Origin of the sequence: Paenibacillus sp. 1001270B_150601_E10 (genome assembly GCF_015558675.1) — a bacterium.
In the GTDB taxonomy this organism is placed as follows: Bacteria; Bacillota; Bacilli; order Paenibacillales; family Paenibacillaceae; genus Paenibacillus_B.
The window spans coordinates 681,768-695,817 of sequence record NZ_JADMOL010000001.1; the positions used below are offsets into that span (position 1 = coordinate 681,768).

The window sequence follows — 14,050 nt, forward strand, 5'->3', positions numbered from 1 at the left end:
TGCCTTATCTATATTCTTAAGTATCGTGACATAGGTGACGAATGGCACATCCGCCTGTCGTCTTATCATATACAATGCGAAGTGAAGCCTTCATGTGTTCACCCGCTTATTCGCTCATGCGTACATCTCATCAAAATGAAGCATACTCAAGAATATCTAAATCAGTATAACATATTTAATTGTCTTATTACCAGTAAGAACATTTGAATTCGTTGGTTTTGGGGTGAATGGTTTGAAAAGGGTGTTTCACGTTCTAGTCATCATTTTAGGCGCATTAAGCATGGCCATTGGGATGAAGCTTTTTTTAGTCCCAAATCACTTTCTAAGTGGCGGCATATCAGGGGTCTCCATGATAACGAGCTACTTTACAGACTGGAACATGAGTATTATTTATTTTGCTTTAAACTTGCCTTTGATGATTTGGGGCTGGTTTGCGCTCGGTCGCAGATTCATCTCTTACTCCATCATCAGCGTTGTGGCAACCACCTACTTCATTTCTCTTATTCCTGCGGTTTCCGTATCCGAGGAGCCTCTGCTCTGCGCAGTATTCGGCGGAACCTTTGTCGGGATCGGTGTTGGAATATCCTTACGGGTCGGAGGATCCACAGGTGGCTTTGATATCATCGGATCTATTGTTACCAAGTATCGCGATTTTCCAATCGGAAATATCTCGGTAACGATGAACGGGGTTGTCATCATTACCCACGGACTGCTGACGAAGAACTGGGAGCTTGTGCTTTACTCGATGGTTTCCATCTTCACAACGGGAAAAGTGATGGATTTTATTTTCATCAATCACTATAAGGTAACGGTGTATATCATCACAAGCAACAAAGAGATTCTGATGGAAAAGCTGCTGTCTTTGCCCCACGGCATTACCGTGATCAAGACTCGCGGAGCCTTCTCTGATATCGAACGGGATATGCTTATGACCGTAACGACTCGTTATGAGCTGTCAGATTTGAAGCGAGTGATTAGGGAGGCGGATCCGAAAGCCTTTGTCAATATCGTGGAGACGGTTGGTGTAATCGGAAATTTCCGCAAACCAAAAGCCTTTTAAGCATATAGCATACGAAAACACAAACAAGCTCAATAGCTTCTTCTACGGATGATATGGGAATGGCTGATTCCCAAGACGCAGAATTCGCTTTTGAGCTTTTTTTGAATATAGATGCAAGAAGTCGGAATATTTCGCAATAAGAACCTTTTCTCCGAGTTGCCTCAAAATCCCTACTTCACAAATACATAGCCTGCGCCCTTTGAAAGTCTTTTCTTCTCCACAATGGACAGTTCATCCCACTCCTTGTCCATCATTCCTTTATCCATGAGGACCTCGGCCTGTTGGAAGGCTTCCTCCTCTGTTCCCGCAATGACAACACAATCCAGCTGTTGATTAGAAGATGAGGCTTCAAGACGATACAAGTACATATTAGACATTTCCATCAGCATAGCTCCTTTTGAATTAATACTCACTCTTTACTAATTATATTATTGTCATTATACATGAGCCTAGGAGCGAAGCAAGAATAACGCGGCAAATTGAATGAAAAGCATATTCATACATTCATATTTATCACTGGAGAAGAGACGTTTATTATAACGACCCTTTCTTATTGTATACGCCGATATCCTGAATGAAATAAGTCCCGTTCTTCTCACTGCCGTTAAAGGAGCGGATAACAAGGCGAAGGGCTTTTACCTTTTCTACGAATTCAGCATGCGTGTCATGCGTTTCCAGCTCTTCCCCTTCATTTGTCCACAATGCACCATCTACCTCTGCAATCTTGCGCCAATTTGTCAGACCATCCTCCGACACTTCAATATCCCATTGCGCGGGCCCTTTGTGCTTGCCCTCTCTAGTCGTCAGGGTCACGGTGTCAAAGGTTTGCGGCTCCAGCCAATCCAAATAGTACATGTGCGGCAAGGGCTCTGCTGGCTTACTTTCAAGGAATGTCTCTTTGTCTCCATCATTAATATAGCAAATGTGTGACTCCGCCTTATACAAGTCCCCCCATGTGATATCATTCCCTACTCCGCTGGTGGCTTGGGAAGCTAGGTTATCTGTCTGTCCTGCTTGTCTAGGCAATACGCATTCCATCGGCATTCCGGCACGCTTATATACACGGAGGTAATCCACAAGAAACTCCTTCGGATACGGAATGGCTTCGTCCAATTCGCCGATCCAGCCTCCATTCCCATCGTTGATCTGAAGCAAAGTAGCCATCGGATAATCTGGCGACTGATCAATCTGCCAATAAAGCTTATGGTCCAAATAGAACTTCATCCCGGTCTCATCCCACTCTAAGGCGTACACATGAAAATCCTGCGACAAGTCCACGTCTGTACGGTAAGGGATGTGCGCATATTTTAGTTTGGAATCCCGCAGTGCGTGGAGGGTTGTGTTTAGCAAGCAGGTGTCTTTTCCAAGCAGCTCGAAGATATCGATCTCGGCATTCTGCTCCTTCTCATGTTCCATTCCAATCATCCACCAGGCTGAATTCAACCCGCTGCCCTTTGCAACTTTCGCACGGAGCTCAAAATAACCGTACTGCGTGACCAGATTCATAACAGCCCGATCATGATGATCGATCCCGAGTTGATCGGAATAGCGGTGCATGCCATCACGCATTCCCGTTGTGATTGCCGAGACATGCTTGTCGACATCAGGCAGACGCAAGACGATGCAGCTATCGCGGAACTCATAATCGGCAAGCGCATCAGGTCTCTTTTTCCAATGCGAGATGCCATAGGGCGAAAACGTGTTAGGATTTAGCACAGGCCCTTCAAACTCCTCTTGAAATACAAGGGTCCATCCTTCTTTATAAAGCGGGTCTAAGGTCTCTTTCATCGTCAAAACGCTCCTCTACTCGATGATTGAATCTATATTTGCCCTTAGTTTAATGCGCTTGACGCAGGAAGTATTTAGCCCAAAGTAACACTTTTTCAGCTGAAATCGCACGAAAGAATCGGTTATTCCTTTTTATAAGGGGATGCCATGTCAAGCGAGGAGTTCATAGTCCCGATGAATTGGCTTAGACTGACGCCAAGCCTCTTCTTGAACATCCGGCTAAAGGAATGAACATCCTCATAACCCACTTCATTGGCGATCTCGCTGATTGACATATTCGTCATCATCGCAAGCTGTTTTGCCTTGTCAAAACGAATTTCGGTCAAAAAATCAAGCGGCGTCTTGCCGTAGCATAGGCGGAACTGGCGTATGATATAATTTCGGCTAAGCCCTGTTATGTCGCAAAGCGTTTCCAATCGAATCTTCGTATAGTAGTTCTCCTTGATATAATTGCAAACATGAACCATCTTCATATTCACTTTCGAATTTGATACATGCTCTCGAACGCTATACCCCTTCATAACCGCGAGAGTATCGATAACAGCTTACCTTGAGCCAGCATAGCTCCTGCCTTTGTCTGATCTTGTGTCCCTTGGATGAGGGTTAGGAAAGGCTGCAGCAACTCACAACTGCCATCATTCCCCAAATAATAACCTTTCTTCAAGAGTGGGTCTAAAGGATCTTTAGCTCTTCCAAAATGAAAGGTCACGGTAATTCCGCAGTATCCCTCCACCTTTGATGGATGCAAGGATCGAAGGACATCTGGCGGGATCAAATACACATCTCCTTTTTCAAGGATATAGGACTTCTTATCGATATGCTGCTCCGCACCGCCCTCGATGCCATACACCAGCTGATACTGCGGTACGTATTGAGGCGTCATAAACCAGTTGTCCGGCGGATTGAACATATGGGCAAGCGTTATGTAAGGAGGGAAGAAGAAACGCTCCTGCAGGAAAGGGATCGTATCGATGGGATTCATGACAGGAAGCTTGTTCAGCACGATATTCATCCTTTCTCGTGTCAGACGGTCGTTAAGTGCATAACACAACTTGCGTAACAACACTTTAGATGCTCACATCATAGCAAACTTGCTGAGTGTGATCATGCTATTTCTTCACAATAGTTAAAAAAAGCCCATTACCTCACAAAATGTGAAGACAGAGCCTCTTTCTTTCATGTAGACAAAGAAGCCTCTAGGAGACCTAGAGGCTTTCTGTAACGTTATTTGGAGTTAATCCTTATTGAGACAAACGATTTGCAAGCTCATACAATTCCATGTTGAATTCCTTCTTCGTGTTCACTACAAGATCGATATCTGTAGCGACAAGCTCTCCGTTAATGATACCACAGCCCTTGCCGGATACGCCTGCCATCAATTGTTGAACAGCGAAGTCACCAAGACGGCTAGCCAAGATACGGTCGAATGGAGTTGGGCAACCGCCGCGTTGGATGTGGCCAAGCACGGTTACACGAGGCTCTACTGTTGGGCAGCGCTCGATAATGCCGTTGCAGATATCTTCGCCTTTACCCACGCCTTCTGCAACTAGAACGATACTGTGGCGTTTGCCTGCTTCAAAGTTGTGTCTCATGCGCTCTGCAACTTCATCGAGATTGAATGGAACTTCTGGAACCAAGATGGACTCCGCTCCGCTTGCAAGACCTGCATACAAAGCGATGTCGCCGCAGTGACGTCCCATTACTTCTACGACAGAAGAACGCTCATGGGAGCTCATTGTATCGCGAAGTTTGTTTACTGCATCTACTACGACACCTACTGCTGTATCAAAGCCGATTGTGTAGTCCGTAAAGGAAATATCATTGTCAATCGTGCCTGGAAGCCCCATTGTCTTAATACCCAATTTGGACAATTTGTTTGCGCCTTGGTACGAACCGTCACCACCGATAACGATCAAACCATCGATGCCGCGTGCGCGAAGAATTTCAGCACCTTTTTGTTGGCCTTCTGGAGTTGTAAACTCTTTACAGCGTGCGGATTGAAGAATCGTACCTCCACGGTGAATAATATCACCCACGCTGCGCAGATCCATTTGACGCATATCGTCATTCAATAGTCCTTGGTAACCGCGTTGAATCCCATATACTTCAAGACCATGATAAAGGGCAGTACGAACCACTGCGCGGACGGCAGCATTCATCCCTTGAGAATCTCCACCACTTGTGAGAATTGCAATTTTTTTAACAGCAGACATCATTGTTTCCTCCCTCGTCATCCTCTAATACATATGTTTTCTAATCCAGTGGCTGTTGATCCAGAAAAAGACCCTCATAAGGGGACTCCCCTTCATCAACCTTTTGGAAACTTGCAATACTTCTGCTTGCTCTCTAACCTTGTGATCGGATAGATACAACGCGAGCAATCCTTCAATAATCATGCGGTGATAACGCGCATTTGGAAGTTTGCTCGTCGATTGCTTCGCCATATTCGCAAAGTGCTCGATCCTTAAGATAACCGTTTCCTGATCGGGATAGTAATTACAAAAATTCAAGTCGCCCCCGATGCGGTCTTCCTCCTGATCGATAAGATAATCAAGCAGAATATGTAAACCACATACATACGGAAAATAGGCCTCACGTATGATACGGGCGTGCTCCCTCGTAATATCTTCATCGACTGCAACAGCAAATAAGTAGAACATCCCAAGCGTCGACCCTGTTGCGGCAGCAAATTCATTCCACCCAAGAGAAGAATACGTCTTCTGATGAGGTTCCCACCATGCAAGCAAAGCAGGCTCTCGCTTCGATTTGTCTATATGCTTATAAACCTGAAGATCTGTATACCAAGTAACAAGCTGAACGATCTCATCTCGCACCTGATGATAGCCTGGCAGCTTTGCAATGGAAGCACGGCAGGTTGTCACCAGCGCATGCAAATAGCCTCCATCCTCTCGCTCATCACGCAGGGCATAATAGTCTGTTAGCGGTCGCTCTGGCTGTACGGCATCCAGCATCGATTGATGCAGCAGTCTGAAATCCTCTGGATCAAGCGACGTGCTTCGATCACATAAGTTATCCAAATAATCGCTTATCGTCTGAAATGCGACAATCAATGGAATCAAGATATCTCTTTTGTCCGGATAGATCGCTGCATATACAGACCCACCCTCGCAATGAAACTGCTTGGTGGATAGGCTGGCTAATGCCTGGGTTCTTAGCTCCTCGTCTGGAATCAAGGCTGCTCTTGTTGACCAACGAGCCAGTTCCTGACGAACCTCAGGCAGCAAATATTTGTATACACGATACATTAAACGTAAAGGCTCGCTTGGAGCACTCTGAGCATGTAATTGCCGGTACAAGAATAGCCTCCGTTCTCCTCACACAGAAGATGCGAACTCGTTATACATTTTAGCCAAAACTTATTATATTACGAAGTGACAGATTGCACAAACATTCTGTACTTTCAATTTAATGGTGAGATTTGGCATCTAATTCTTGCTGTGTGCGGTACCACAAATTCAAGTCGTTAATCGTACTTGCGAGTTCTGCAATTTCTCCATTTAATTTGCAGGACATGTCAAAATTATCTTCATCAAACAAGGCATTCTGCTTCAGAATGACCTTCTGTTCAATCTCCTTGATTCGATCCGGAATCGTTCCGCGAATTTCCTCCCAATGGAGCAAGATCTCGCTTTGTTCCTTTTCGGACAGCTGATCCCACTCTCCAGTTAAGGACGGAATCAATATTCCAAGGCGCTCATCCCACATAAAATAAGGTTCCAAATATCATAACTCCTTTAACGATTCATTGCGAATCCATGTACTGGCAATCCTTTTATCTTGTGCAAAAAGATCACCTCCATCCCCTCCGCAAGTCTATGCCTCGAAATATTAGCTGTCTAGTTTAAAAAGACCTGCTATACTACTTCAGTAGCTTTAAATGCTTACAAACTTCATCACTACAGCATGAGCAAGGCGGGAAGGAGTACATCAGTGCTTATGAACCATTCAGAAAGGCACGAGACGAACTGGCTTCGAGCATATACGTTTGCCATCTTCATGATCTCAGCCGTTATCATTTCCTATATGCCGCTATATTTCAAGTCTCTTGGCTTCGATAGCGTTCAAATCGGATTTCTTTATTCCCTTGGTCCTATGATTTCTATTGTATCAAACTTTATTTGGGGCGTCACAAGCGACAGGCTTCAAACGATCAAAAAAGTCATTTTGTTTTTGTTAACGGCGATCACGGTTATGGCCTTCTTTGTTGGCATGGCAAAATCGTACGTTGCGGTTATTGTTTTGATGTCAGCCTTTAACTTTTTCTACTACCCGCTATTCCCTTTGACGGACAGCCTGTCCATCGTCACGTCGCAAGCAAAGGGAAAGAGCTTTATCGGGATTCGCGTATTCGGCTCTATAGGCTTTGCTGTGAGCGCCTTATTGCTTGGCCTCCTGCTTGGCCGCATTGGAGCAAGCTATACCATCTATGTCATCTTGGTCCTAAGCCTCATCTCTCTGCTTCTTGCAACCATGATCAAGGATCGCAGAGCCTCCGTCAAGAAAATGGAGTTCGGCGGACTGTGGACCATTCTAAAGCAGCGCGAGGTGCTGCTCTTCTTCTTATGCGCCCTGCTGTTAGCGATCGCTCATCGCATGAATGAAGCGTTTATCGGCTTGTCCATTGTCATGCTTGGCGGTCCTGAATCCATCGTAGGCTATGCTTGGATGATCTCAGCTGTGAGTGAAATACCAATTTTCTTCCTATTAAATGCGTACGGGAATCGCTTCAAAGAACTTCCGCTTCTGACGGTATCGGCCATCATGTATACCCTACGCTTTTTGATCGCGGCATCTGTATCCGATCCTTATCTCTTGATGAGTACGCAAGCGATGCACAGTGTAAGCTTCGGCATCTTCTATTTCGTTGCCGTTCGCCATCTCAGCAATATCATTCCTGAGCAGTATCGCGCAACGGGAATGGCGATATACACGATCGTATGGTCGAGCCTTGCAGGCTTATTGAGCGGTGCAATCGGCGGGCCACTGCTTGAAAGCTACGGCAAAGACACCGTCTTCTACGCTGCATGCGGCTTCGCCATCGTTGCCGGCATTGGATTCTTCCTCATGTCATGGCTCGGTCAAAAACACAAAATCAAATCTGTCTCACAAGTCTAGCAATGCTAGACTTGTGTTCTTTTCCATTCCACGCAAAAAGAGCAGCTCTGAGATCGGTATCCCGATTCAGAGCTGCTCTTACATGCTATTGTACACTATTTATAGATGATAAACCCTTATCATTATAATTTAATGACATTAGCTGCTTGTGGTCCGCGATTTCCTTCGGAAATCTCGAACTCAACTTCTTGACCTTCATCCAATGTCTTGAATCCATCAGTCTGAATTGCAGAGTAATGTACGAATACGTCGTCGCCGCCTTCAACAGAAATGAAGCCGTAGCCTTTCTCTGCGTTGAACCATTTTACAGTACCTTTCAAGAAAAAAACCTCCTCACACTGTTCGCCTAATTGTTGAGCAGGCGAATACGGTTATTATACTGGAGCAAAATTAGAAATGCAACTTGTCCCGCCAAAAGGTTGGAACAAAAGGTGCATTTCGTTTGATTTCAACTAAGGGCTGGGGTATGATGAAGGAGATGTAAGCATTATTAAAAAGCCCTTCATTTGAAGGGAATTTACGGTCATCACAGAAATGGGGTTTTACAGTAATCATGGCAAAAAAACATGTAATTTACAAAAAGGACAACTGGAATATGCTGACGGTTGAAGCACGCGGCCGTGAGCTCGTTCTTCGTGAGATATCCGATCAATGGGGAGAGGACTGCCTTACCTTCCTGAGTCGACCTGAGATGATGGAATGGGTATCGAAGCGCTTCCCGAAGTCTGACTTTGCTGGCAATGAAGCCGAATGGGAAGACATCATACAGGCCTTTAAAGAGATCTAACTTCTTCATGCCCCAGCACAATACGCTATGCCATTCGGCCTGAGTAGAGGATTAGCGTAAAGGGTAAATAACGACATAAAGGCGGGTTCCAATGGATGCATCCACAACCCTAATATTTATTATCTTAGCATTCGTACTAGGCGCTGTGCTCGTTTGGAAAAAGGATACGATTCCATCGCCAATGAGGCGATGGCTGTCTATCTTCGCGCTCATTTTTATCGCATTTGCCTTTTTCCTGATCGTCTATTCTTTTGCTACAGCTGGACTGTAAATCTACATAACGATCCTTGCTCCTACCTGATCATTCCTTTGAACGGATCCGCTTATTCCGTTCAAATAGGAACGGCTCCTTTCGGTCATACTACCTGTGTTTGATAATGCTAGAGCGATAGCTCACGGCACAGGAGGAGCAGAATGGCAATGCCTAAACGAAAGCTTCAATGGTTGACGTGTTGTCTCCTTGCCGCAATGATACCCGCTCAAGGTGTGATGGCTTCCATTCAAGAACCGTCCCCGCTTGCAGCGAGGGAGACGTCAAGTGAGTTCACGATATATAAAGATAAGAGGAGGGTACATATGCAACAAGTGACGAAACGTTCAGAAGTACCACAAGAGTTCCGTTGGAAGCTTGAAGACCTGTTTGGATCTTCTGCAGAATGGGAGCAGGAATATGCGCTCGTGCAACAGCTTTTAACAAAAGTAAAATCATTCGAAGGTAAATTGAATGAAGCGAAAACCCTCAAGGCATGCTTTGAGCTGGAAGATGATATTTCCTTACATACAGAACGCCTTTATGTGTACGCCAATATGCGCCATCATGAGGATACTGCAGAGACATCCTACCAGGCTTTGTCTGAGAAGGCAGCAAAATTAAGCGTGCAAGTCGGCGAGGCACTGTCCTTCATCACGCCTGAGGTATTGTCCTTGTCTGATGAGCAGCTTGACCAATTCATCAAAGATGATGAATTGAAAGCTTATCAGTTCACGCTTGAGGAAATGAAGCGTCAGAAGGCGCACGTGCTCTCGAAGCAGGAAGAGGCCCTGCTGGCTCAAGTGGGCAATATGTCCAAGGCTCCTGAGACGATCTACAGCATGCTGAATAACGCTGACATGAAGTTCCCTAAGATTAAGAACGAAAAGGGCGAAGAAGTCGAGCTTACACATGGCCGCTACATTCAATTTTTGGAGAGCCGCAGCCAAGAGGTTCGCAAAAATGCGTTCGAAGCGATGTACGGTACTTACAATAAGCAGCGCAACACCATTGCTGCGACATTGAATGCGAATGTAAGCAAGAACTTGTTCTACTCTCGCGCCCGCAAATACCCGTCTTCTCTCGAAATGTATCTCTATGGCGATAACATACCGAAGGAAGTTTATACAAATCTTATTGATACCATTCATAAGCAACTACCGTTGATGCATCGCTACATGAAGCTACGTCAGAAGCTGCTTAAGGTTTCTGAGCTTCATATGTACGATTTGTTTGCTCCAATTGTCGAAGAGTTCGATATGGACATCTCCTTCGAGGATGCAAAAAAGACAGTAAAAGAAAGCTTGAAGCCTCTTGGCGAGGATTATTTGAACAATCTGCAAGCCGGCTTCGATGAAGGCTGGATTGATGTATACGAGAATGAAGGCAAGCGAACAGGCGCATACAGCTGGGGCGCTTACGGCACGCACCCTTACGTTCTGCTTAACCACAAAGACAATCTGAACAGCATGTTCACCCTTACACACGAGATGGGCCATGCTCTTCACTCCTTCTATTCCGATACGAACCTACCATATCGCGATGCGCAATACACGATCTTCCTCGCTGAGGTTGCATCGACTTTGAACGAAGCGCTGCTTATGGATTACATGTTGAAGAAGAGTACGGATGTAAAAGAGAAAATGTACCTTCTCGCCTACTATATCGATCAGTTCCGTACGACGGTGTTCCGTCAAACGATGTTTGCTGAGTTTGAGCTGTTGATTCACGAGCATGCAGAGAAAGGCGAATCCTTGACGCCACAGCTGCTTAGCGATATCTATTATGATCTGAATAAAAAGTACTACGGCGACGAGATGGTTGTAGACAAGGACATCGCGATCGAATGGGCTCGCATTCCTCACTTCTACACCAGCTTCTACGTTTACAAGTATGCAACAGGCTTCTCCGCTGCTCAGAGCTTTGCGAAGCAGATCCTGGACGAAGGCCAGCCTGCAGTTGATCGCTACCTGGGCTTCCTGAAGAGCGGGGGCAGCGACTTCTCTATCAACATCCTGAAGAAAGCAGGCGTCGACATGTCTACTCCAGCTCCAATTGAAGCCGGAATGAGCGTGTTGGAATCCTTGATTGACCAAATGGAGAAGATGGCTGAACAGCTGTAAGCCACGTAATCGAAGATCACACGCAGCATCTTCTTGAATATGAAATGCCATTTTATCGATCAAGGAAAAATGCTTCCGAGTCGATCTTCACCACAGATCAAGCCTAACGTTCGAATGGTTATGCTAGGCGGGGACTTCCCCGCCTTTCTTGTGTTACGTGACGCTCACTCCACGACCCAATTCTACTTGCCTATAAAGGAGGCCCCTCTATGCGCTTGCAATGGACACTCATTTTAGCGCTGATCTTTGCACTGATTACCGCGATTTTCGCCGTAATCAACGTTAATCCCGTTGAAGTGAACTTCTTGTTTGGCACGGTTAATGTGCCTTTAATCCTGCTCATCCTTGGCTGTACGCTGCTTGGAGCTATGATTGTGGGTTCATATGGACTTTATCTGCAATATCGTACGCAGCGAAAGCTTACCGCACTTCAAGGAAAACTCGCTCATGTCATTGAAGCGACAGGTTATGTGGAACCAGACCAAATGCCTGAATCCGAGAAGATGACACCTCCGGAAGAGCAAGCTATGAAAGAACCGTCTTAATTCACTTGGAATCACTAAATATATTCATATCTTCGAAGGGAGAGGTTATCGTAATGACTTCATTTGATCAACCTTATGCTCCAATCAACACCACTGCTCTGCAGGCAGGTATCAACAAAGATTATGTTACCGGCTTATTAATGAAGCTTCTTAGCACTCCAAGCCCGACTGGCTATACCCATCATGCGATGAATCTGCTTAAAGAAGAAGCAGAGAAGCTTGGATACACCATGGAACGGAATGCCAAAGGCTGCGGCATCATTCGTGTAAAAGGAAGCGACGATACATCGGATCGTGTCATAGCGCTGTCTGGACATGTGGACACGCTCGGTGCAATGGTTCGTTCCATTAACAGCAACGGCACACTGAAGCTGACATCTCTTGGCGGATTCATGGCTAACTCGATGGAGAATGAGTACTGCATTATTCATACACGTTCCGGCAGAACGTATACCGGCACGATCATGACGAATCAGCCGTCTGTTCATGTCTTCTCCGGCGCTCGGGATCTGAAGCGCGAGGAAGGCGTCATGATGGTAAGAATCGACGAGCTTGTACACACAGCGGATGATGTGAAGAAGCTGGACATCCATGTAGGAGATTATGTCTCCTTCGATGCGAGACCTGTTCATCTTCCAAGTGGATTCATCAAATCCCGTCATCTTGACGATAAAGCAAGTGTAGCCGCATTGTTTGGATTGCTTCACAGCATGAAGCATAATCAATGGCAGCCAAAGCATGACATCGTCATGATCGTGACGAACTATGAAGAGGTCGGTCACGGGGCGTCCTATATCCCACAGGACATCACCGAAATGATTGCTGTTGATATGGGCTGCATTGGCGACGACCTGACTTGTAAGGAGACGGATGTATCGATCTGCGCGAAGGATTCCAGCGGACCTTATGATTATTTTATGACGAATCGCCTAATTGATCTTGCTGTGCGTGAGGGTATTCCACATGCAGTAGACATTTATCCGCATTATGGATCAGATGCTTCAGCATCGCTTCGCGGCGGCAATAACATCCGCGCTGCGCTGATTGGTCCGGGTGTACATGCGTCCCATGCGATGGAGCGCACACATGAGCAGGCTGTTTTGAATACAGCTAAGCTTCTAGCGGCTTATATTCAGGAATAAAAATCATACAATCCGTACATTTCAGATGAGAAAAGGAGAAGCTATGGTAACGAACGAGAACACACCCCAAGAAGAGTTAACACTGCCAACATCGTTTCAGGCATTTGTCCTTAAGCAGAATGCGGAAGGATCGATTGAAGCTGCCGTTCAGACCATGACTTTGGACGATCTGCCAGAAGCAGATGTCACCATCAAAGTACATTATTCCAGCGTGAACTATAAGGATGCACTTGCATGCTCTCCCGGAGGCAATATTGTGAAGCAGTATCCCTTTGTGCCAGGTATCGACGCTTCCGGTGTGGTTGTCCATTCAAAGGATGAAAGATTCCAGCCCGGTCAAGCCGTGCTCCTGACAGGCTATGAATTCGGGGTAACCCATTTCGGCGGATTCAGCGAATATATTCGTGTACCTGGAGACTGGCTCCTTCCCATTCCAAAAGGCTTGAGTAAGCGCGATGCGATGGTATTCGGCACTGCTGGTCTAACGGCTGCTCTCTCTGTGGAGCGGCTGGAAAAGCACGGTATTGCGCCTAGCGATGGCAAAATCCTCGTTACAGGCGCGAGCGGCGGCGTCGGATCTCTTGCTGTTGCCATGCTGTCTACCCTCGGGTATAGCGTTACCGCTGCAACAGGGAAGAAGGATGCGGAAGCGATGCTTCTAGCTTTAGGCGCTAAAGAAGTAATAAGCCGCGAAAGCTGGCTGCCTGATCGTCCGCGCTCGCTGGATAGACAGAAATGGACCGCGGCAGTAGATGTGTGCGGCGGCGATATTCTTGCAGCCGTGTTAGCTTCGTTACGCTACGGCGGGGCAGTGGCAGCAAGCGGAATGACTAACGGCGGAACGCTTCCTACTACGGTTTATCCATTCATTTTGAGAGGCATCACCTTGTACGGTGTCGACTCGGTTTATGCTCCTCAGGAGACTCGCATGCAGATCTGGACGCGCATGGCTAGACAATGGACAGAAATTGTACAATTGGATGGTTTTGTTCATACTTATTCCTTAAGCGATATCCCAGCTCTTACTTCTGGAATGCTTCAAGGACAATCCTTCGGTAGAGCCATTATCAAATACTAATCGTAAGATAAAGCTGTTTACAGCAAAAGACACGGCTAGTGCGTTTTTAAAGCACTTCCCGTGTCTTTTTATTGACTAATATCCTTCTAGATTCATTCATAAGCAATCTTGCATTCAAATCGTGCTGGTGTATGAGTTATC

The 14,050-nt window shown here is 46.0% G+C and carries 16 protein-coding genes; 8 read left to right on the plus strand and 8 right to left on the minus strand.

Annotated features, from left to right (window positions below; all coding sequences use genetic code 11):
* The first annotated feature begins 232 nt into the window (after positions 1 to 232).
* The gene (locus I2H74_RS03225; RefSeq protein WP_195571591.1) at positions 233 to 1,060 is read left to right on the plus strand and encodes a YitT family protein; all 828 of its coding nucleotides are present in this window, start codon (positions 233 to 235) and stop codon (positions 1,058 to 1,060) included.
* 170 nt (positions 1,061 to 1,230) lie between these two features.
* Here I2H74_RS03225 and I2H74_RS03230 read toward each other — a convergent pair whose 3' ends face one another.
* From I2H74_RS03230 to I2H74_RS03260, 7 genes are all read right to left on the minus strand, one after another.
* Entirely contained in the window at positions 1,231 to 1,443 is a 213-nt protein-coding gene (locus I2H74_RS03230; RefSeq protein ID WP_229106306.1) for a DUF3906 family protein, read from the minus strand.
* A 151-nt stretch (positions 1,444 to 1,594) separates the two neighbouring features.
* Positions 1,595 to 2,848 (minus strand): glycoside hydrolase family 16 protein, encoded by a 1,254-nt coding sequence (locus tag I2H74_RS03235; protein ID WP_195571593.1) that lies wholly within the window; start codon positions 2,846 to 2,848, stop codon positions 1,595 to 1,597.
* A gap of 122 nt (positions 2,849 to 2,970) precedes the next feature.
* Positions 2,971 to 3,315 carry a helix-turn-helix domain-containing protein gene (locus I2H74_RS03240; protein WP_195571595.1) on the minus strand — a complete coding sequence of 115 codons (345 nt, stop codon included), beginning with the start codon at positions 3,313 to 3,315 and terminating at the stop codon, positions 2,971 to 2,973.
* A 50-nt stretch (positions 3,316 to 3,365) separates the two neighbouring features.
* Entirely contained in the window at positions 3,366 to 3,851 is a 486-nt protein-coding gene (locus I2H74_RS03245; RefSeq protein WP_195571597.1) for an AraC family ligand binding domain-containing protein, read from the minus strand.
* Between the two features lie 238 nt (positions 3,852 to 4,089).
* Complete coding sequence (gene pfkA / locus I2H74_RS03250) at positions 4,090 to 5,061, minus strand: 6-phosphofructokinase (RefSeq protein ID WP_195572116.1); 972 nt, start codon at positions 5,059 to 5,061, stop codon at positions 4,090 to 4,092.
* Between the two features lie 24 nt (positions 5,062 to 5,085).
* Positions 5,086 to 6,114, minus strand: coding sequence for a tetraprenyl-beta-curcumene synthase family protein (locus I2H74_RS03255; RefSeq protein ID WP_195572117.1), 1,029 nt, complete (start codon positions 6,112 to 6,114; stop codon positions 5,086 to 5,088).
* 160 nt (positions 6,115 to 6,274) lie between these two features.
* Positions 6,275 to 6,589: a hypothetical protein gene (locus I2H74_RS03260; protein WP_195571599.1), complete on the minus strand. Its 315-nt coding sequence runs from the start codon at positions 6,587 to 6,589 to the stop codon at positions 6,275 to 6,277.
* Positions 6,590 to 6,805: 216 nt separating this feature from the next.
* Here I2H74_RS03260 and I2H74_RS03265 point away from each other — a divergent pair, with 216 nt between their 5' ends.
* Positions 6,806 to 7,984: an MFS transporter gene (locus I2H74_RS03265; RefSeq protein WP_195571601.1), complete on the plus strand. Its 1,179-nt coding sequence runs from the start codon at positions 6,806 to 6,808 to the stop codon at positions 7,982 to 7,984.
* A 122-nt stretch (positions 7,985 to 8,106) separates the two neighbouring features.
* Here the strand turns inward: I2H74_RS03265 and I2H74_RS03270 are convergent, their stop codons facing one another.
* Complete coding sequence (locus I2H74_RS03270; protein WP_195571602.1) at positions 8,107 to 8,304, minus strand: cold shock domain-containing protein; 198 nt, start codon at positions 8,302 to 8,304, stop codon at positions 8,107 to 8,109.
* Positions 8,305 to 8,537: 233 nt separating this feature from the next.
* On the opposite strand from I2H74_RS03270, the gene I2H74_RS03275 reads away from it, so the two are divergent.
* From I2H74_RS03275 to I2H74_RS03300, 6 genes are all read left to right on the plus strand, one after another.
* Positions 8,538 to 8,771, plus strand: coding sequence for a hypothetical protein (locus I2H74_RS03275; protein ID WP_195571604.1), 234 nt, complete (start codon positions 8,538 to 8,540; stop codon positions 8,769 to 8,771).
* Between the two features lie 91 nt (positions 8,772 to 8,862).
* The gene (locus I2H74_RS03280) at positions 8,863 to 9,042 is read left to right on the plus strand and encodes a hypothetical protein (RefSeq protein WP_195571606.1); all 180 of its coding nucleotides are present in this window, start codon (positions 8,863 to 8,865) and stop codon (positions 9,040 to 9,042) included.
* A gap of 305 nt (positions 9,043 to 9,347) precedes the next feature.
* Positions 9,348 to 11,144: an oligoendopeptidase F gene (pepF, locus tag I2H74_RS03285; protein WP_195572118.1), complete on the plus strand. Its 1,797-nt coding sequence runs from the start codon at positions 9,348 to 9,350 to the stop codon at positions 11,142 to 11,144.
* Between the two features lie 209 nt (positions 11,145 to 11,353).
* Positions 11,354 to 11,689, plus strand: a complete 336-nt coding sequence (locus tag I2H74_RS03290; protein WP_195571607.1) for a LapA family protein — start codon at positions 11,354 to 11,356, stop codon at positions 11,687 to 11,689.
* A gap of 53 nt (positions 11,690 to 11,742) precedes the next feature.
* A complete protein-coding gene (locus I2H74_RS03295; protein ID WP_195571609.1) occupies positions 11,743 to 12,831 on the plus strand; it encodes a M42 family metallopeptidase in 1,089 nt (362 codons plus the stop codon).
* Positions 12,832 to 12,874: 43 nt separating this feature from the next.
* Positions 12,875 to 13,909 (plus strand): oxidoreductase, encoded by a 1,035-nt coding sequence (locus I2H74_RS03300; RefSeq protein WP_229106307.1) that lies wholly within the window; start codon positions 12,875 to 12,877, stop codon positions 13,907 to 13,909.
* Positions 13,910 to 14,050: the final 141 nt, after the last annotated feature.

Coding starts and splice junctions, on each gene's coding strand:
- I2H74_RS03230 (WP_229106306.1), bottom strand. CDS start 1,443: ATGGAAATGTCTAATATGTACTTGTATCGTCTTGAAGCCTCATCTTCT.
- I2H74_RS03235 (WP_195571593.1), bottom strand. CDS start 2,848: ATGAAAGAGACCTTAGACCCGCTTTATAAAGAAGGATGGACCCTTGTA.
- I2H74_RS03240 (WP_195571595.1), bottom strand. CDS start 3,315: ATGGTTCATGTTTGCAATTATATCAAGGAGAACTACTATACGAAGATT.
- pfkA (WP_195572116.1), bottom strand. CDS start 5,061: ATGTCTGCTGTTAAAAAAATTGCAATTCTCACAAGTGGTGGAGATTCT.
- I2H74_RS03255 (WP_195572117.1), bottom strand. CDS start 6,114: ATGTATCGTGTATACAAATATTTGCTGCCTGAGGTTCGTCAGGAACTG.
- I2H74_RS03265 (WP_195571601.1), top strand. CDS start 6,806: ATGAACCATTCAGAAAGGCACGAGACGAACTGGCTTCGAGCATATACG.
- I2H74_RS03275 (WP_195571604.1), top strand. CDS start 8,538: ATGGCAAAAAAACATGTAATTTACAAAAAGGACAACTGGAATATGCTG.
- I2H74_RS03280 (WP_195571606.1), top strand. CDS start 8,863: ATGGATGCATCCACAACCCTAATATTTATTATCTTAGCATTCGTACTA.
- pepF (WP_195572118.1), top strand. CDS start 9,348: ATGCAACAAGTGACGAAACGTTCAGAAGTACCACAAGAGTTCCGTTGG.
- I2H74_RS03290 (WP_195571607.1), top strand. CDS start 11,354: ATGCGCTTGCAATGGACACTCATTTTAGCGCTGATCTTTGCACTGATT.
- I2H74_RS03295 (WP_195571609.1), top strand. CDS start 11,743: ATGACTTCATTTGATCAACCTTATGCTCCAATCAACACCACTGCTCTG.
- I2H74_RS03300 (WP_229106307.1), top strand. CDS start 12,875: ATGGTAACGAACGAGAACACACCCCAAGAAGAGTTAACACTGCCAACA.